This is a genomic window from Corallococcus carmarthensis, from assembly GCF_003611695.1.
GTDB classification, from domain to species: Bacteria; Myxococcota; Myxococcia; order Myxococcales; family Myxococcaceae; genus Corallococcus; species Corallococcus carmarthensis.
Genome location: NZ_RAWE01000019.1, coordinates 12,069 through 33,312 on the forward strand (window position 1 = coordinate 12,069; position 21,244 = coordinate 33,312).

A 21,244-nucleotide genomic window follows, 5' to 3' on the forward strand; every position below is an offset into this window, starting at 1 on the left:
CTACCCGATCTTCTTCTTCTGGTCGTCCACCGGCGCCGTCCAGGACGCGATGCGGGACTGGAGCTCCCGCGCCACGTTCGTGATGAGCGGCTTGCGCATCATCGTCATGTGCGTGCCCGGCATGTCCACGACCTCCACGCCGCCGGTGACCAGCTCCTCCCAGCCGTGGCTCTCACGCGTGTCCGGCCGCTGGCTGGCGCGCAGCAACACGAGCTTCCCGTCGTGCGGCTTCGCTTCGTACTGCGTGAAGGCGCGCGAGGTGGCCTCGAACACCCGGTACAGGTTGCGCACGCGATCCACGCCCACTTCGGCGATCTGCGTGTCCGCCTGGCTGCCCAGTTCGTAGAAGTAGTCCACGCGCTCCGGCTGCGTCATGCCGGAGATGCGCTCGCGCAGCTCCATGGGATCGCCTCCGGTGGTGGCCGCCAGCATCATGGTGAGCTCGGACGTGAGCATCTCCTCCAGCACGCGTGCCGGCGCCTTGTCCGGCACCATGTGCTGCACGGTGTACGCGTCGATGCTCGCCAGCAGCGCCACCTCTTCGCCCTGCGCGCGCAGCTGCCGCGCCATCTCGAAGCCGATGATGCCGCCCAGCGACCAGCCCGCCATGTGGTAGGGCCCGTGCGGCTGCACCTCGCGCATGGCCGCCAGGTACAGCGCGGCCATCTCCGCCACGGTGCCCAGGGGCTCCTCGCCCTCGGTGCCCCGGGCCTGCAGGCCGTAGCACGGCTGATCCGCGTCCAGCTCGCGCGCCAGGTCCACGTAGCAGAGGACGCCACCGCCCGCCGGGTGGATGCAGAACAGCGGCGGCTTCGTGCCCTCCGGCTTCAGCGCCACCAGCGGCGACCACGCGCGCGCCTCCTGATCCAGGAGCGCGGACAGCTGCTCCACCGTCGACGCCTGGAACAGCGACGCCAGGGGCAGGCTGCGGCCGGTGAGCTGCTGGATGCGGCCCATCAACTGCACCGCCAGCATGGAGTGGCCGCCCAGGTCGAAGAAGTCGTCGCGGATGCCAATGGGCGACACCCCCAGCGTCTCCTCCCAGATGCGGACCAGTTGCAATTGCAGCGGCGTACGCGCCACCACCAGCGCGGCGGCCTCCGCGCGCGTGGTGTCCGGCGCGGGCAGCGCGCGGCGGTCCACCTTGCCGTTGGACGTGAGCGGCAGCGACTCCAGCGGCACGAACGCGGACGGCACCATGTACTCCGGCAGCGTGCGCCGCAGTTGCTCGCGCAGCTCCTGGGCTCCCGCCACGGTCTGGCCCGGCGCGCCCACCAGGTACGCCACCAGGCGCTTGTCGCCTGGCACGTCCTCGCGCACCAGCACCACGGCCTCGCGCACGCTCGGATGCGAGAGCAGGCCCGCTTCGATTTCGCCCAGCTCGATGCGGAAGCCGCGCACCTTCACCTGGAAGTCCGCACGGCCCAGGTACTCCAGCGTGCCGTTGGGACGCCACCGCGCCAGGTCTCCGGAGCGGTAGAGCCGCGCCCCGGGCCGCGTGCTGAACGGATCCGGGAGGAAGCGCTGCGCGGTGAGCTCCGGCCGGCCCAGGTAGCCGCGGCCCAGGCCCTCGCCGCCCACGTACATCTCCCCCGTGACGCCCGGAGGTACCGGCTGGCCGTGCGCATCCAGCACGTACACCTGGAGGTCCGGGATCGGCACGCCCACTTCGCTGCCGCGCCCGGCTTCCGCGTCCGCCGCCTTGAGCGCGCGGTAGGTCACGTGCACGGTCGTCTCAGTGATGCCGTACATGTTGACGAGCACCGGCGCATTGTCGGCGTGCCGCGCGTACCAAGGCCGCAGGCTGCCGAACTCCAGGGCCTCGCCGCCGAACACCACCGTGCGCAGGGACAGGCCCTCGTGGTCGCCCGTGCGCTCCTCGTGCTGGATGAGCTGACGGAAGGCGGACGGCGTCTGGTTGAGCACGGTGACGCCCTCGCGCTTGAGCAGCGCGTGGAAGTCCGCGGGCGTGCGGCTGACCTCGTAGGGCACCACCACCAGCTTGCCGCCGTACAAGAGCGCGCCCCACATCTCCCAGACGGAGAAGTCGAACGCGTACGAGTGGAACAGCGTCCACACGTCCTTCGCGCCGAAGTCGAACCAGTGCTTCGTGCCGTCGAAGAGGCGCACCACCTGGGCGTGTTCGATCTGCGCGCCCTTGGGCCGGCCCGTGGATCCGGACGTGTAGATGACGTACGCCAGGTGATGCGGCGCCACGCCGCTGTCCGGCGTCGTGGTGGGCGCGGAGGCCCACGCGGAGGCATCCGAGTCCAGGCACAGGCGCTTCGCCGCGCCCGACGGCACCACGTCCAGCAGGTGCTGCTGGGTGAGCACCACCGGCACGCGCGCGTCCTCCACCATGAACTCCAGGCGCTCACGCGGGTACGCCGGATCCATGGGCAGGTACGCGCCGCCGGCCTTGAGGATGGCCAGCAGGCCCACCATCAGCTCCAGCGAGCGCTCCACCGCGAGCCCCACCAGGACCTCCGGTCCCACGCCCAGCGAGCGCAGGTGGTGCGCCAGCTGGTTCGCCCGCGTGTCCAGCTCGCGGTACGTGAGGCGCAGTCCGTCGTAGGTGACCGCGACGGCGTCCGGGGTGCGTGCGGCCTGCGCCTCGAACAGCGTGTGCAGGCACGCCTCCACCGGGAAGCGGGCGTTGGCGTCGTTCCAGCCCGCCACCACCTGCTTGCGATCCTCCGGCGTGAGCAGCGGCAGTTGGTGCAGGCGCGCATCCGGGTTGGCCGCGATGCCCTCCAGCAACACGCCCAGGTGCCGGGCGATCCGCTCGGCGGTGCTCGCGTCGAACAGGTCGGTGTTGTACTCGATCCCGCCCTCCAGGCCGTTCGCCGTCTCCCCAAGGCCGAGCGCCAGGTCGAACTTCGCGGTGCGGTGCTCCACCTCCACGCCTTCCAGGGTGAGGCCGGGCAGCGTGACCGCCCCCTCCGGCGCGTTCTGCAGCGTCATGGACACCTGGAACAGCGGCGTACGGCTGGTGTCGCGCGTGGGCGCCAGCTCCTCCACCAGCTTCTCGAACGGCAGCTCCTGGTGCGCGTACGCGCCCAGTGTCGTCTCCCTCACGCGGCCCAGCAGCTCGCGGAACGTGGGGTCGCCGTCCAGCTTCGTGCGCAGCACCAGCGTGTTGACGAAGAAGCCGATGAGGCCCTCCGTCTCCGCGCGCTGCCGGCCCGCGATGGGCGTGCCCACGCTCACGTCGTCCTGTCCGGAGTAGCGCGACAGCAGCGTCTGCCACGCGGCCAGGAGGACCATGAAGGGCGTGGTGCCCTCCTTGAGCGCCAGGGTCTTCAGCGCTTCCGTCAACGCCGCGCCCAGCTTCACCGGGACGCTGGCGCCGTGCGACGTCTGCACCGCAGGACGCGGACGGTCCGTGGGCAGCTCCAGCGCGGCAGGCGCACCGGACAGCTGCTGCTTCCAGTAACCGATCTGCTTCTCCAGCACCTCACCCTGGAGCCAGCCGCGCTGCCAGCCCGCGTAGTCCGCGTACTGCACCGGTAGCTCCGGCAACGACGGCGCGCCGCCGGAGGCGAAGGCCTTGTAGGACGCGATCATCTCGCGCACCAGCACGCCCATGGACCAGCCGTCGGAGACGATGTGGTGCATGACGAGCAGGAGGATGTGCTCCTCCTCGTCCAGCTTGAGCAGCTTCACGCGCAAGAGCGGGCCGGTGGCCAGCTGGAACGGGTGCCCCGCTTCTTCGTCCGCGAGCCGGCGGGCCTCGTCATGGCGCTCCGGCTCCGCGATGTCGGAGAGGTCCACCACCGGGAGCGGCAGCGACACCGCCGGGTGGATGACCTGCGCGGCCTGTCCGTTCTCCAGGTGGAACGACGTGCGCAGCGATTCGTGCCGCCGCACCAGCTCCGTGAAGCTCTGCTCCAGCGCCGTCACGTCCAGCGAGCCCTTCAGGCGAAGGACCATGGGCACGTTGTAGGCCGGGCTGGACTCATCCAACTGGTGCAGGAACCACAGACGCTGCTGCGCGAACGACAGCGGCAGGCGGCCCTCGCGAGGCAGCGGCACGATGGCGGGCGCCTGGGTGCCCGCGCCGGCCTGGAGCGCCTGGTCGATGATCACCGACAGCTTCTGCACCGTCGGAGCGTTGAAGACGTCCCGCAGCTGGAGGTCGATCCGGAAGATGCTCCGGACGCGCGACAGCACCTGCGTGGCCAAGAGCGAGTGGCCACCCAGTTCGAAGAAGTCGTCCGTCGCCCCCACGCGCTCCACGCGCAACAGCTCGCTCCAGGCTCCGGCGAGCAGCTCCTCCGTGGGCGTGCGCGGCGCGATGAACGCATCGGCTTCCGAGCGCTCGTCACTGGGGACGGGCAGCGCCTTGCGGTCCACCTTGCCGTTGGACGTCACCGGCAGCGCTTCCAGCACCACGAAGGCCGACGGCACCATGTACTCCGGCAGCGTGCGCTCCAGGTGCTCACGCAGCCCCTGACGCTCCAGCGACTCCACGTCTCCCGCGACGTACGCCACCAGCCGCTTGTCTCCCGCCACGTCCTCGCGCACGACGACGACGGCCTCGCGCACGCCGTAGGCGCCCATGAGGGCCGACTCAATCTCCCCCAGCTCGATGCGGTAGCCACGCACCTTCACCTGGTGGTCGACGCGGCCCAGGTACTCCAGCGTGCCGTCGGCGCGCCAGCGTGCCAGGTCTCCGGAGCGGTACAGCCGTGCCCCACCGTCCGTGCTGAAGCCGTCCGGGATGAACTTCTCCGCCGTGAGTTCCGGCCGTCCCAGGTAGCCGCGGCCCACCTGCACGCCGCCGATGTACAGCTCACCCGGCACGCCCACCGGCACCACTTGCAGGTGCGCATCCAGCACGTACATCCGCGTGTTGGGCAAAGGCTTGCCGATGCGCACCGCGCCCGCGCCCGAATCCTCCGGGGCCACGACGTGCACCGAGCAACCCACCACCGTCTCCGTCGGGCCGTACTCGTTGATGAGCCGCGTGCCCGGCGCATGCTTGCGCCAGAAGGCCAGCTCCTCCGAGAAGAGCGCTTCGCCGCCGATGACGAAGGCGCCCGTGCGCCCCGCCGCCGCGTCCGCGCCCAGCAGGTCTGACAGCAGCCGCAAGTGGCTGGGCGTCAGCTTCACGAGGCTGAAGCCCGTGCCCTCACGCAGCACGTCGCCCAGGCCTTCCACTCCTCGCGCCTCGGACACCATCACCACGCCACGCCCGGCCACCAGCGGCGCCAGCATGCTGGTGACGGTCAGGTCGAACGCGAGCGACGAGTGCACCGGCGCACCCGCTCCCGAGTCGAGCCCGTACGCCGACAAGCACCACGTCAGGTAGTTGGACACGCCCCGGTGCTCAATCGCCACGCCCTTGGGCTTGCCCGTGCTGCCCGACGTGTAGATGACGTAGGCCAGGTTGCCCGCGCCCACCGCCGTCACGGGCGCGTCTTCGCGCTCGCGGGAGATGCTGCGCTTCCAGTCGCCATCCAGGCTGATGAGCTGCTGGGTGGTGACGGGCAACTCATCCGCCAGCGAGTCCTGGGTAAGCACCACCGGCACCTGCGTGTCCTCCAGCATGAAGGACAGGCGGTCCAGCGGGTACTTCGGGTCGAGCGGCACGTACGCGCCGCCGGCCTTGAGCACGCCCATCACGGCGATGACCATCTCCAGCGAGCGCTCCAGGCACAGGGCGACCTTCACCTCGGGCCCCACGCCCAACCGGCGCAGGTGGTGCGCCAGTTGGTTGGCCTTCGCGTCCAGCTGCCGGTACGTCAGTTGCTCACCCTCGAAGGTCGCGGCAATCGCGTCCGGAGTGCGTGCCACCTGCGCCTCGAAGCGCTGGTGGATGCAGGCATCGCGCGGGAAGTCGGCCTGCGTGTCGTTCCACGTGTTCAACAACAGCTGGCGCTCATCGGCCGGGAGCAGCGGCAGGCGCTGGATGGGGGCGTCCGGCGAAGCCGCCGCGCCCTCCAACAGCACCTTCAGGTGCGAAACCATCCGCTCGGCGGTGGTCGCGTCGAACAGGTCGGTGTTGTACTCCATTGCTCCACGCAGCTCGCCGCCGTCCTCGGTCAACGTCATCTTGAGCTCGAACTGGGCCGTGCGGTGCTCCAGCGGCACGGCGCGCAGCGTGAGCCCCGGCGCCTTCAGCTCCGACACTGGCGCGTTCTGGAACGACAGCATCACCTGGAACAGCGGCGAACGGCTGGTGTCGCGCGTGGGCGCCAGCTCCTCCACCAGCTTCTCGAACGGGACCTCCTGGTGCGCGTACGCGCCCAGCGTCGTCTCGCGCACCCGCGCCAGCAGCTCGCGGAAGCTCGGGTTGCCACCCAGCTTCGCGCGCAGCACCAGCGTGTTGACGAAGAAGCCGATGAGGCCCTCCGTCTCCGTCTGGCCACGGCCTGCGATCGGCGTGCCCACGCTCACGTCGTCCTGCCCGGAGTAGCGCGCCAGCAGCACCTGCCAGGCCGCCAGCAGCACCATGAAGGGCGTCGCGCCCTCCTTCCGCGCCAGGGCCTTCAACGACTCCGTCAGCTCCTGGCCCAGCTTCACCGGCACGCTGGAGCCCCGGTAGGTCTGCACCGCTGGACGCGGCCGGTCCGTGGGCAGCTCCAACGCGGCGGACGCGCCAGACAGCTGCTGCTTCCAGTACGTCATCTGCTGGGCCAGCACATCACCCCGCAGCCAGCCGCGCTGCCAGCTCGCGTAGTCCGCGTACTGCACAGGCAGCTCCGGCAGCGACGGCGTGCGGCCCGTGGCGAACGCCTCGTAGAAGGCCGCCATCTCCCGCACCAGCACGCCCATGGACCAACCGTCCGAGACGATGTGATGCATCGTCGCGAGCAGCACGTGCTGCTCCGCTTCCAGCTTGAGCACCTTCACGCGCAACAGCGGACCCGTGTCGAGCCGGAACGGCCGCTGGGCCTCTTCATTGGCCTGCCGCGAAGCCTCGGCCTCGCGCTGGGCCTCGGGCAGACCGGACAGGTCCATCATGCCCAGCAGGAACGGCGCCGCGGGATGGACGACCTGGGCCGGCTGGCCTTCCTTCGTCGGGAAGGTGGTGCGCAGCGATTCGTGCCGGCGCACCAGCTCCGTGAACGCCTGCTCCAACGCCGCCACATCCAGCGCTCCCTCCAGCCGGATGGAGAGCGGGATGTTGTAGAAGGCGCTGTCCGGTTCCAGCTGGTTGAGGAACCACAAGCGCTGCTGCGCGAACGACAGCGGCATCCGCTCCTCGCGGGCCAGCGCCACGAGCGGCGGCGCCTGCACGCCCATCCCTTCCGCCACCAGCGCGTCCACGCGCCGCGCGAGCTCCGCGACGCTGGGCGCCTCGAAGAGCATGCGCACCGGCAACTCCACGCCGAACGTCTCGCGGATGCGCGAAGCCACCTGCGTGGCCAGCAGTGAGTGCCCGCCCAACTCGAAGAAGTTGTCGCGCACCCCCACCCGCTCCACGCCCAGGACCTCCGTCCAGACCGTGACCAGCAGCTCCTCCGTCGGAGTGCTCGGGGCCACGATCTCCACTTCGCTGCGCTCCGCGCGGGACTCGGTCGGCGCGGGCAGCGCCTTGCGGTCCACCTTGCCCGCGGGCGTCATCGGCAGCGCGTCCAGCACCACGAAGGCCGACGGCACCATGTACTCCGGCACCTCGCCCTTCAGGTGTTGCCGCAGCTCGCTTGCATCCAGCGAGCCCTCCTCCGCCGCCACCACGTAGGCCACCAGGCGCTTGTCGCCCGGCACGTCCTCGCGCACCACCACCGCCGCCTCACGCACCTCCGCGTGGTGCAGCAGCACCGACTCCACCTCACCCAGTTCGATGCGGAAGCCGCGCACCTTCACCTGGTGATCGATGCGGCCCAGGTACTCCAGCTCGCCCGTGGCCAGCCAGCGCACGCGGTCTCCCGTGCGGTACAGCCGCGCTCCCGGCTCCGCGCTGAACGGGTTCGGCAGGAACCGCTCCGCCGTCAGCTCCGGCCGGCCCTGGTAGCCCCGTGCCAGGCCCACGCCCGCCACGTACAGCTCCCCCGCGACGCCGGGCGGCACCGGGCCGAGCGTGTCGTCCAGCACGTACACGCGCACGTTCGCCCAGGGGCGGCCAATCGTCAGCCGCTCCGGATCCACGCCCTCGTGCGTGAGCGTCGCGCACACCGTCGCTTCCGTGGGGCCGTAGGCGTTGAGCATCAAGCGCCCCTCGCCCCACTTGCGCGCCAGCTCCACGCTCAGCGCCTCGCCCGCGGACACCACGCTGCGCAGCCCGTCCAGCCCTTCGGTGCCCAGGCGCGACAGCACGGACGGCGTCAACGTCACGGCCGTGATGCGCTGCTCCTGGAGCAGCGTGCGCAGCGGTTCGTCCGGCAGCAGCCGGTCGCGCGGCGCGAGCACCAGCGTCGCGCCCGCCACCAGCGTGCCGAACACCTCCGCGACGCACGCGTCGAAGCTGGACGCCGCGTACTGCAACACGCGGGAGCCCGGCGCGTAGCGGTGCACCTGGCCCGCTTGGAGCGCCGTGTTCACGAGACCCTGGTGCTGCAACAGCGTGCCCTTGGGACGGCCCGTGCTGCCCGACGTGTAGATGACGTAGGCCAGGTTGCCGGCGGCCACGCTCGTGGCCGGTGCCTCCTCCGGCATCCGTTCGATGCTGTCCCAGTCCGCGTCGATCTGGATGAGCAGCCGGCCCCCGGTGGGCAGCGTGTCCACCAGCGACTCCTGGGTGACGAGCACCGGCGCGCCCGAGTCCGCGAGCATGTAGTCCAGGCGGTCGATGGGGTACGCCGGATCCAACGGCACGAAGGCGCCCCCGGCCTTGAGGATGCCGAGCATGCCCACCACGAGCTCCAGCGAGCGCTCCACGCAGAGCGCCACGCGCACCTCGGGCCCGACGTAGCGGCGGCGCAGGTGATGCGCCAGCTGGTTCGCCTTCGCGTCCAGCTCCGCGTACGTCAGCGACTGGTCCTCGTACACCACCGCGACCGCGTCCGGGGTCTGCTCGGCGTGCGCCGCGACGAGCTGCTGGATGCAGGCGTCGCGCGGGAAGTCGGCCCGCGTGTCGTTCCACGCCACCAGCACCTGGTGCCGTTCCTGCTCGGACATCATGGGCAGGGCCCGCACCGGCTGGCCCACGTTCGCGACGATGCCTTCCAGCAGCATCACGAAGCGCTGCACCATGCGTTCGGCCGTCGCGTGCGAGAACAGGTCGGAGTTGTACGCGAGCCGGCCCAGGAAGCCTTCGGCCGCGTCCACCAGCGACAGGGCCAGGTCGAACTTCGCCGTGCGCGACTCCACCTCGTAGGTCCGGAGCGTCAGGCCCGGCAGCGACACCTGCGCGGACAGCTCCTCCGCCTCCAGCACGAACCACACCTGGAAGAGCGGAGAGCGGCTGGTGTCGCGCACCGGCTGCAGCTCCTCCACCAGCTTCTCGAACGGCACGTCCTGGTGCGAATGCGCGCCAAGCACCGTCTCCCGCGCCTGCGTCAGCACGTCGCGGAAGGTGGCGTCCGCGGGCAGCTTCGCGCGCAGCACCATGGTGTTGATGAAGAAGCCGATGAGGGCTTCCGTCTCCGCCCGGCCACGGCCCGACACGGGAGAGCCGACGGTGAGGTCGTCCTGGCCCGCGTGGCGAGACAGCAGCACCTGCCATGCCGCCAGCAGCAGCATGAACGGCGTCACGCCCTCTTCACGGCAGAGGTCCTTGAGCGAACGGGACAGGGAGTCGGGGATCTTCACCGTCACGCCGCCGCCCGAGTACGTCATCACCGCGGGGCGCGGGAAGTCCGTGGGCAGCTCCAGCGCGGCGGGCGCGCCGGAGAGCTGCTGCCGCCAGTAGTCCACGTGCTTGCCCATGACGTCGCTGCGCAGCCAGTCGCGCTGCCAGCCGGCGTAGTCCGCGTACTGCACGGTCAGCTCCGGCAACGGCGACGCCCTGCCCTCGCGGTAGGCCGCGTAGAGCGTGGCGATCTCCCGCACCAGCAGGCCCATGGACCAGCCGTCGGTGATGATGTGGTGCAGCGACAGCAGGAGCACGTGCTCCGTGTCCGACATCCGGAGGACCAGGGCGCGCATCAGCGGCCCGGTGTCCAGGCGGAAGCCGCGGTTCATCTCCAGGTCGGTGAGGCGCTTCGCCTCGGCCTCGCGGTCGGCGTCGGACAGGCCGCGCAGGTCCACGACCTGGAGCGACGCGGGCGCGGGCGCGTGGATGCGCTGCACCGCCTGGCCACCTTCGGCGTGGAAGGTGGTGCGCAGCGATTCATGCCGGCGCACCAGCTCCGTGAACGCCTGCTCCAGCACCTCGATGTCGAGCGCGCCGTCCAGCCGGACCGGCAGCACGATGTTGTAGAGGGCGCTGTCCGGTTCCATCTGGTGCAGGAACCACAGGCGCTGCTGGGCCAGCCCCAGCGGCAGCTGGCCGTCACGCGGCAGCGGCACGATGGGAGACGTGCTGACGCCCGCTCCGGCGCGGAGGGCGTCGTCGACGAGGACGGCCAGCTTCTCCACCGTCGGAGCGTTGAAGACGTCACGCAGCTGGAGGTCGACGTTGAAGAGGCTCCGGACGCGCGACAGCACCTGCGTGGCCAAGAGCGAGTGGCCACCCAGCTCGAAGAAGTCGTCCGTCGCCCCCACGCGCTCCACGCGCAGCAGCTCGCTCCATGCACCCGCGAGCAGCTCCTCCGTGGGCGTGCGCGGCGCGATGAACGCATCGGCTTCCGCGCGCTCGTCGCTGGGAACGGGCAGCGCCTTGCGGTCCACCTTGCCGTTGGACGTCACCGGCAGCGCTTCCAGCACCACGAAGGCCGACGGCACCATGTACTCCGGCAGCGTGCGCTCCAGGTGCTCACGCAGCCCCTGACGCTCCAGCGACTCCACGTCTCCCGCGACGTACGCCACCAGCCGCTTGTCTCCCGCCACGTCCTCGCGCACGACGACGACGGCCTCGCGCACGCCGTAGGCGCCCATGAGGGCCGACTCAATCTCCCCCAGCTCGATGCGGTAGCCACGCACCTTCACCTGGTGGTCGACGCGGCCCAGGTACTCCAGCGTGCCGTCGGCGCGCCAGCGTGCCAGGTCTCCGGAGCGGTACAGCCGTGCCCCACCGTCCGTGCTGAAGCCGTCCGGGATGAACTTCTCCGCCGTGAGTTCCGGCCGTCCCAGGTAGCCGCGGCCCACCTGCACGCCGCCGATGTACAGCTCACCCGGCACGCCCACCGGCACCACTTGCAGGTGCGCATCCAGCACGTACATCCGCGTGTTGGGCAAAGGCTTGCCGATGCGCACCGCGCCCGCGCCCGAGTCTTCCGGGGCCACGACGTGCACCGAGCAACCCACCACCGTCTCCGTCGGGCCGTACTCGTTGATGAGCCGCGTGCCCGGCGCATGCTTGCGCCAGAAGGCCAGCTCCTCCGCGAAGAGCGCCTCGCCGCCGATGACGAAGGCGCCCGTGCGCCCCGCCGCCGCGTCCGCTCCCAGCAGGTCCGACAGCAGCCGCAGGTGGCTGGGCGTCAGCTTCACGAGGCTGAAGCCCGTGCCCTCACGCAGCACGTCGCCCAGGCCTTCCACGCCCCGGGCCTCGGACACCATCACCACGCCACGCCCGGCCACCAGCGGCGCCAGCATGCTGGTGACGGTCAGGTCGAACGCGAGCGACGAGTGCACCGGCGCACCCGCTCCCGAGTCGAGCCCGTACGCCGACAAGCACCACGTCAGGTAGTTGGACACTCCCCGGTGCTCAATCGCCACGCCCTTGGGCTTGCCCGTGCTGCCAGACGTGTAGATGACGTACGCCAGGTTGCCCGCGCCCACCGCCGTCACGGGCGCGTCCTCACGCTCGCGGGAGATGCTGCGCTTCCAGTCGCCATCCAGGCTGATGAGCTGCTGGGTGGTGACGGGCAGCTCATCCGCCAGCGAGTCCTGGGTCAGCACCACCGGCACCTGCGTGTCCTCCAGCATGAAGGACAGGCGGTCCAGCGGGTACTTCGGGTCGAGCGGCACGTAGGCGCCACCGGCCTTGAGGACACCCATCACGGCGATGACCATCTCCAGCGAGCGCTCCAGGCACAGGGCCACCTTCACCTCGGGCCCCACGCCCAGCCGGCGCAGGTGGTGCGCCAGCTGGTTCGCCTTGGCATCCAGCTGCCGGTACGTCAGCTGCTCACCCTCGAAGGTCGCGGCAATCGCGTCCGGCGTGCGCGCCACCTGCGCCTCGAAGCGCTGGTGGATGCACGCGTCGCGCGGGAAGTCGGCCCGCGTGTCATTCCATGTCGTCAGCAGCAGCTGACGCTCTTCGGCCGGCAGCAGCGGCAGGCGCTGGATGGGTGCGTCCGGTGAAGCCGCCACGCCCTCCAACAGCACGCCCAGGTGCGCGAGCATCCGCTCGGCGGTGGTCGCGTCGAACAGGTCGGAGTTGTACTCCATCGCTCCGCGCAGCTCGCCGTCGACTTCCGAGTGCGTCATGTTCAGATCGAACTGGGCGGTACGGTGCTCCAGCGGCATGGCGCGCAGCGTGAGCCCCGGCGCCTTCAGCTCCGGCACCGGCGCGTTGCGGTGCGACAGCAGCACCTGGAACAGCGGCGTGCGGCTGGTATCGCGCGTGGGCGCCAGCTCCTCCACCAGCTTCTCGAACGGCACTTCCTGGTGCGCGTACGCGCCCAGCGTCGTCTCGCGCACCTGCGCCAGCAGCTCGCGGAACGTGGGGTTGCCACCCAGCTTCGCGCGCAGCACCAGCGTGTTGACGAAGAAGCCGATGAGGCCCTCCGTCTCCGTCCGGCCACGACCCGCGATGGGCGTGCCGACGCTCACGTCGTCCTGGCCGGAGTAGCGCGCCAGCAGCACCTGCCAGGCCGTCAGCAGCACCATGAAGGGCGTCGCGCCCTCCTTCAAGGCCAGGGCCTTGAGCGCATCCGTCGCGTGCTTGCCCATCCGGAACTGGATGCTGGCGCCCCGGTACGTCTGCACCGCCGGACGCGGCCGGTCCGTGGGCAGCTCCAGCGCGGCGGGGGCGCCAGACAGCTGCTGCTTCCAGTACGCGAGCTGACGCGCGAGCACGTCGCCCTGCAACCAATCCCGCTGCCAGCCCGCGTAGTCCGCGTACTGCACCGGCAGCTCCGGCAGGGCCGGCGTGCGGCCCGTGGCGAACGCCTCGTAGAGGGCCGCCATCTCCCGCACCAACACCCCCAGCGACCAGCCGTCCGAGACGATGTGGTGCATCGTCGCGAGCATCACGTGCTGTTCCGCGGCCAGCTTGAACAGCTTCACGCGCAGCAGCGGACCCGTGTCGAGCCGGAACGGCCGCTGGGCTTCTTCATTGGCCTGTCGCGAAGCCTCGGCCTCACGCTGGGCCTCGGGCACTCCGGACAGGTCCACCTTCGTCAGCGAGAACGGCGCCGCGGGATGGACGACCTGCGCGGGCTGCCCCTCTCGCGTGGAGAAGGTGGTGCGCAGCGATTCGTGCCGGCGCACCAGCTCCGTGAACGCCTGCTCCAACGCCGCCACGTCCAGCGTTCCGTCCAGCCGGACGGACAACGGCATGTTGTAGAAGGCGCTGTCCGGTTCCAGCTGGTTGAGGAACCACAAGCGCTGCTGCGCGAACGACAGCGGCATCCGCTCCGCCCGGGTCAGCGCCACGAGCGGCGGTGCCTGCACGCCCCGCCCCTGCGCCACCAGCACGTCCACGCGCCGCGCGAGCTCCGCGACGCTGGGCGCCTCGAAGAGCATGCGCAGCGGCAGCTCCACGCTGAAGGCCTCGCGGATGCGCGAAGCCACCTGCATGGCCAGCAGCGAGTGACCACCCAACTCGAAGAAGTTGTCGTGCACCCCCACCCGATCCACGCCGAGCAACCGCGACCACAGGGCCGCCAGCAGCTCTTCCGTCGGCGTGCGCGGCTCCACGTACGCCTGACGCGCGTCCGCGGCGTCCTGCTCCGGCGCGGGCAGCGCGCGGCGATCCACCTTGCCGTTGGACGTCAGCGGCAGGGCCGCCAGCATCACGAAGGCGGACGGCACCATGTAGTCCGGCAGCCGCGCCTTCAGGCCCTGGCGCAGCGCGCCCGCCTCCAGCGTGTGGCCGGGCACCGCGACGACGTACGCCACCAGACGCTTGTCGCCGGGCACGTCCTCGCGCGCCAGCACGACGGCCTCGGCCATGCCGGGCAGTCCGCTCAGCGCCGCTTCGATCTCCGGCAGCTCGATGCGGTAGCCGCGCACCTTCACCTGGAAGTCGACGCGGCCCAGGAACTCCAGCGCTCCGTCGTCCAGGTAGCGCACGCGATCACCCGTGCGGTACACGCGCGCGCCGGGCTCCGGGCTGAACGGATCCTCCAGGAAGCGCTCCGCCGTGAGGACCGGCTGATCCAGGTAGCCCCGGGCCACGCCCGCGCCGCCAATGAACAGCTCGCCCGGCGTGCCGATGGGCAGCGGCTGCATCGCCGCGTCCAGCACGTACATGCGCGCGTTGGGCAACGGCCGGCCCAGCGGCACGGAGGCCGTGGTGGAGAGCTGCGTGCCCCGCTCCACCTTCCACGTCAGCACGCCCACCGTCGTCTCGGTGGGGCCGTAGTGGTTGAACACCTCCAGGCCGGGCACGAGCGCGTGCACGCGGGCGATGAGCGCGGGGTCGGACGCCTCGCCGCCCAGCACCAGCCGCTTGCGCGGCAACACGCGCTCGGGCGACTGCGACGACAGGAGCGCCGTGAGGTGCGAGGGAACGATCTTCAGGCAGTCCACCGCGTGGCGCTGGAAGTAGTCGCCGAGCGCGGCCGGATCCGTGGCCCGTTCCTTGGAGATGAGGTGCAGCGTCCCGCCGCCGCTCAGCGTCGGGAACACGGCGGTGTGGCCCAGGTCCGCGGCCAGCGTGGATACGGACGCGAAGCTCGCCGCCGGGGGTAGCTCCAGCCGGCGCGTCACGCCCTCCACGTAGTGGTTGAGCTGCCGGTGTTCCACCGCCACGCCCTTGGGCCGGCCCGTGGAACCAGACGTGAAGATGACGTAGGCCAGCGAGCCCGCGTCGCCCAGGCGCTTCGGGTTGTCATCACGCTCACGCGACAGCAGCGCGGCGTCGGAGTCCAGGCACACGTGTCCCCTGGAGGCGTCCGCCACGTGCGCGGCGAGCGAGGCCTGGGTGACGACGAGTGAAGCCCGCGCGTCCTCCAGCACCGTGCGCAGGCGCTCCGCCGGGTGCGACGGATCCAGCGGCACGTACGCGCCGCTGGCCTTGAGGATGCCCAGCATGCCGACGATGGCGTCCGGGGTGCGCTCGGTGAGCAGGCCCACGCGCACGTCCGGGCCCACGCCGCGCGCGCGCAGCCAGTGCGCGAGCTGGTTGGCCCTGCGGTTCAGCTCCCCGTAGGTGAGCTGGCCGTCGTCGCAGACCACCGCCACCGCGTCCGGCGTGCGGGCCGCATGGACGGCGAAGTGCTCATGCACGCAGGTGTCGCCCGCGGGCGCCGCGTCCGTGGCGTTCCACTCCACCAGCAGCTTCTGGCGCTCCACGTCCGGCAAGAGCCGCGCGTGCTCGTGACGCGCGTGCGGGTTGGCGGCGATCGCTTCGAGGGCGCGGAAGTAGTAGCCCGCCAGCGCCTCCGTCTGATCCGCGTCGCGCTGCGTGCCGTTGGTGCGCAGCACGAGCATCAGCGCGCCGGTGTCCGGCCGCTGGAGGAACAGCGTGCTCAGCGGCAGCTCCATCCACGCGGTGGACGGCGTCTCCTCCAGGAGGCGCACGCCTTCGAGCTGCGACAGTCCTCCGGCCACGTGGAAGTGGACGAAGTTGAAGATCGTCTCGAACAACCGCTGGCCGCCCAGCTGCTGCTGCATCCGGCCCATGGGGTAGCGGCGGTGCGGCCAGATGTCGCCATCCGCCTTCGCCACCTGGCGCACCAGGTCCAGCCACGTGCCGTCCTCCAGCGTCACCGGGAACGGGATGCTGTTGAGGAACAGGCCCACCATGCGCTCACTGTCGGCCGTCTCCGGACGGCCGTTGGCGACCACGCCCGTCACCACCGAGCGCTGTCCTTCCATGAGCGCGCGCACGCGCAGGTGCGCCGCCAGCAACACGGTCTTGAGCGGCACGTTGGCCGCCTGCGCCACGCGCAGCAGTCCTTGCTGGAGCGCGGCGGGCACGTCCTGCTGCCGCATGCTCAGCACCGGCTCCTGGCCCGCGGGCAGCGGCGCGCGGGGCGCCGGACGGTCCACTTCCGCCAGACGCGACTTCCAGAACCGCTCGCCCTCGCCGGAGGTGAGCGACTGGTGCTCCAGCGCGACGAACTGACGGTAGGTGACCGCCAGCGGCGCCGCCCCCGGGGCCGGCGTGCCGCGCAGCAGGTTGACGTAGCCGCGGAACAGCTCCGACAGCAGCGTCGCGAGGCTCCAGCCATCCAGGATGGCGTGGTGGAAGATGAGCGAGAACTGGAGCGTCTTCTCCGTGCGGCGGTAGATCGCGAAGCGCAGCAGCGGCGCGCGGCTCCACTCGAACGGACGGCAGCGGTCCGCTTCCACGAGCCGGGCCAGCAGCGCGTCCTGCTCCGAGGCGGGCACGTGGCGCACGTCGTGGATGACGAGCGGCACCTGGGCCTCGCGGTGCACCAGCTGCAACGGCTGCTCGTAACCGGTGAGGTTGAACGAGGTGCGCAGGATGGAGTGACGGCGTGCCAGCTCGGCCAGCAGCTGGTGCATCTTCGCCTCATCCAGCGCCATCTCCAGGTGGTAACTGGTGGCGTCGTGGTACATGCCCGACGCCTGGTCCAGCTCGCTCTGGAAGAGCATGCCGGCCTGAAGCACGGCCACCGGGTACGCATCCTCCACGTCCGCGGGCAGGCGCGCGCGGTCCGCGTCGGACAGCAGGCTGAAGGGCTCCGAGCCCGGGACGGCCTGCGCCGCCGCCTTCGACGGCGCCGCGTGCACCAGGTTGCCGAGCGCGCGGATGGTGGGCTGACGCAGCAGCTCCACCATGGGCAGATCCAACCCGCGCTCGCGCAGCTTCGCGATGAGCTGGATGCTGCGGATGGAGTCACCGCCCAGGTCGTAGAAGCTGTCGTCGATGCCGACGCGCTCCACGCCCAGCACGTCCGCCCACACCTCGCACAGCGCGGTCTCCTCCGCGGTGCGGGGCGCGGCGTACGCGGTGGACATCTGCGGACGCTCGCTGCCGGGCACGGGCAACGCGCGGCGGTCCACCTTGCCGTTGGGCGTAAGCGGCAGCGCGTCCAGCGCCATCAGCGCCGTGGGCACCATGTACGCGGGCAGCTTGTCGTGCAGGAATGCACGCATCGTGTCCACGCCCAGCGGCTCCGCGCCCTCTTCCGTGACGACGTAGGCCACCAGGGCCTTCTCGCCCGCGACCTCCTGCACGGCCACGGTGACGTCCCGCACGGACGCGTGTCCGCGCAGCACGGTTTCAATCTCTCCCGGCTCAATGCGGAAGCCGCGCACCTTCACCTGCTGATCGATGCGGCCCAGGAACTCCAGGGCGCCGTCCGCGCGGAAGCGGACCTGGTCGCCGGTGCGGTACAGCCGCGCGCCCGGGACCTGGCTGAACGGATCCGGGATGAACTTCTCCGCCGTGAGCTCCGGCTGGTTCAGGTAGCCGTGCGCCAGGCCGTCGCCGCCCGCGAACAGCTCGCCGGGGGCGCCCAGGGGCACGGGCTCCAGGGACGCGTTGAGCACGTGCACGCGCGTGCCGTTGATGGGGCGGCCGATGGGCACGGAGATGCCCAGCGCGCCAGCGCCCTCCACCGGGTAGCACGCGGTGAACGTCGTGTTCTCCGTGGGGCCGTAGCCGTTGATGACGCGGCAGCCCGGCAGCTGCTCCAGCACGCGCAGCACGTGCGCGGGGGACAGCACGTCACCGCCCGCCAGCAGCTGGCGCACGGGCCGCAGGCCCTCCAGGTTCCCGTCCACCATCTGGTGGAACAGACCCGCGGTGAGCCACAGGGTGCTCACGCCCTCGCGGGTGATGACCTCCCCCAGTTCATCCAGGGTGGGTGCGCGCGGCGGGAATACGGCGAGCTTCGCGCCGTTGAGCATCGCGCCCCACAGCTCGAAGGTGGACGCGTCGAACGCGAGCGGCGCCAGCTGGAGGAACACGTCCCGCGGCGTCAGGCTCACCCACTCCGGGCCGCACACCAGGCGCACCACGGCGCGATGGGGCACGGACACGCCCTTGGGCCGGCCCGTGGAGCCGGAGGTGTAGAGGACGTACAGCTCATCCTCGCTGCCCGGGGCGGTGTCGAGGTTCACGTCCGGGCGCTTCGCGAGCGCGGCCGCGTCGTCATCCAGGCAGACCACCTGGAGCCACTGCGCGGGCAGCTCATCCGCGAGCGCGGAGACGCTGACGAGCGCGGACAGGCCCGCGTCCTCGATGAGCAGCGAGAGGCGCTCCGTGGGGAAGCTGGGGTCGAGCGGCACGTACGCACCGCCCGCCTTGACGATGCCCAGCACCGCCACGACGAGATCCAGCGACCGTTCCAGGGACACGCCCACGCGCTTGCCGGGCCTGACGCCCAGGGCACGCAGGTGGTGCGCGAGCTGGTTGGCGCGCGCGTTGAGCTGGCTCGCGGTGAGCGTTTCACCCTCGAAGCTCACGGCCACCGCGTCCGGAGCGCGGGCCACCTGCGCTTCGAAGACGCGCGACACGGGCTGGCCGTGCGGGTACGTCCGGGCGCGGTCGTTCCACGCGGCGAGCGTGTTGCGCTCATCTGGCGTGAGCAGCGGCAGCGTTCCGATGCGGCGCTCGGGGTCGTCCACGACGGCGCGCAGCAGCGTCTCGAAGTGGGCGAACAGGCGCTCCACCGACGTGCGGTCGAGCACGTCCGTGTTGTGCTCCACCGTGACGGTGAGCCCGCCCTGCCACGGGAAGACGACGACGAGCAGGTCCCACTTCGCGGTCCCGTTCGTCTCCGCGTCCAGCAGGCTCAGCTCCAGGCCCGGCAGCTGGAGCGCCGGCAGCGGCGCGTTCTCCAGCACGAACTTCACGTTGAAGAGCTGCCCGCCCGGCTCGCGCGGCGGCTTGAGCGCCTGCACCAGCGTGCCAAAGGGCAGGTCCTGGTGTTCGTAGGCGTCCAGCGTCCCCTTGCGCACGCGGTCCAGCAGCGCGCGGAACGACAGGTCGCCCGTCACCTGCGTGCGCAGGACGAGCTGGTTGGTGAAGAAGCCGACCAGGGACTCCAGCTCCTCGCGGGCGCGGTTCGCGATGTCCGTGCCCACGACGATGTCGTCCTGGCCGGTGCGTCGGTGCAGGAGCGCGTCGAAGGCGGCGAGCAGCACCATGAACAGCGTGGCGCCCTCCCCGCGTCCCAGCGCTTCGATGCGGGACGTGAGGTCCGGGGACAGGTGGAAGCGGCGGCTGTCACCGTGGAAGCGATCCCCGGCGGGACGCGGCGCATCCGTGCGCAGCGAGATGCGAGGCGCGCCGGCCAGCTGCTGCTTCCACCAGGCGATCTGCTGCTCCAGCACGTCACCGCTCAGCCAGTCGCGGTGCCAGAGGGTGTAGTCCGCGTACTGCACGGGCAGCGCGGGCAGCGGCGAGGGCTCGCCCTTCAGGAACGCGGTGTAGAGCGCCTGGAGCTCGTGCATGAAGACGCCCACGGCCCAGCCATCCACCACGATGTGGTGCTGGACGAGGCACAGGACGTGCTCGCGCGCGTTCAGCCGCAGGAGCTGGGCGCGCAGGAGCGGGCCATTCACGAGATCGAAGGGCCGCGCGGCCTCTCCGTTCAAACGCTTCCGGGCCTCGGCCTCCGCCTGTTCGGCGGGCAGCGCGGCCAGGTCCACCAGGGGCAGCACGAACGGCTGCACCGGCAGGACGACCTGCACGGGCGCGCCGGATGCGTCCTGACGGAAGACGGTGCGCAGCGCTTCGTGGCGCCGGACGATCTCCTCCAGGCCACGGCGGAGCACTTCGACGTCCAGGTCGCCGCTCAAGCGGGCCGCGCTGGGCACGTTGTAGATGGGCGTGCCCGGCGTGAGCTGCTCGAAGAGCCAGAGGCGTTCCTGGTCGAACGACAGCGGCAGCGCGCCGTCGCGGGACGCGGGCTTGAGCGGCGGGGTCTTGAACTTCCGCTCGGCGCCGGTGGCCTCGTCCACGCGGGCGGCCAGGGCGGCCACCGTCGGGGACTCGAAGAGCGCGCGCAGGGGCAGCTCCACCTGGAACTCGCCGCGCAGGCGCGACACGAGCTGGGTGGCCATCAGCGAGTGGCCGCCCAGTTCGAAGAACGAATCCTCCGCGCCCACGCGCTCCACGGTGAGCACGCGCGCGAAGAGGGCCGCCACGCGGACCTCCGTCGGGGTGCGCGGGGCCACGTAGGCGTCGGGACGCGTGAGCGCGCCCGTGGGAGCCGGCAGGGCCTTGCGGTCCACCTTGCCGGCGGGCGTCATCGGCAGTGCGCCCAGCACCACGAAGGCCGACGGCACCATGTACTCCGGCACGCCGTCCTTCAGGTGCTTGCGCAGCGAGGCCGCGTCCACCGTCCGCTCCGGGTGCGGCACGACGTAGCCAACGAGGCGCTTGTCGCCCGGCACGTCCTCGCGCACCACGACCGCCGCCTCACGCACGTCCGCGTGGTGCAGCAGCACGGCCTCGATCTCCCCCAACTCGATGCGGAAGCCACGCACCTTCACCTGGTGGTCGATGCGGCCCAGGTACTCCAGCTCGCCGTCCGCCAGCCAGCGCACGCGGTCGCCGGTGCGGTACAGCCGCGCGCCGGGCTCCTGGCTGAACGGGTTGGGGACGAACTTCTCCGCCGTCATGTCCGGCCGGCCCTGGTAGCCGCGCGCGAGGCCTTCACCCGCGACGTACAGCTCACCGGCCACGCCCACGGGCACCGGCTGGTGCAAGGCATCCAGCACGTACACGCGCACGTTCGCCAGCGGCTTGCCGATGGTCAGGCGCTCCGCCCGGACCCCGCCGTGCGTGAGCGTCGCGCAGACCGTGGTCTCGGTGGGGCCGTACGCGTTGATCAGCGTCCTCCCCTGCCCCCACTTGCGCGCCATCTCCACTGGCAGCGCCTCGCCCGCGGAGACGATGGTGGACAGGCCGTCCAGCCCTTCGGTGCCCAGCTGCGCGAGCACCGACGGCGTCAGCGTCACGGTGGTGATGCGCTGCGACTTCAGCAGCGTGCGCAGCGGCTCATCCGGCAGCAGCCGGTCGCGCGACGAAAGCACCAGCGTGGCCCCGGACACGAGCGTGCTGAACACCTCCCACACGCTGGCGTCGAAGCTGGACGCCGCGTACTGCAACACGCGGCGGCCCGTTCCCAGGCCCTTCGCCGCGGCGGCCTGCCGGGCGGTG

1 protein-coding gene (running past one end of the window) is annotated in these 21,244 nt (G+C 71.2%); it reads right to left on the reverse strand.

What is annotated here, in order from left to right; all coding sequences use genetic code 11:
* On the reverse strand, positions 1 to 21,244 hold the 3' portion of the coding sequence (locus tag D7X32_RS08140) for a non-ribosomal peptide synthetase (RefSeq protein ID WP_158625630.1). It continues 10,331 nt past the right edge of the window; only the last 21,244 of its 31,575 coding nucleotides appear in the window; its start codon lies off the right edge, out of view — the gene reads right to left on this strand; it ends in the stop codon at positions 1 to 3.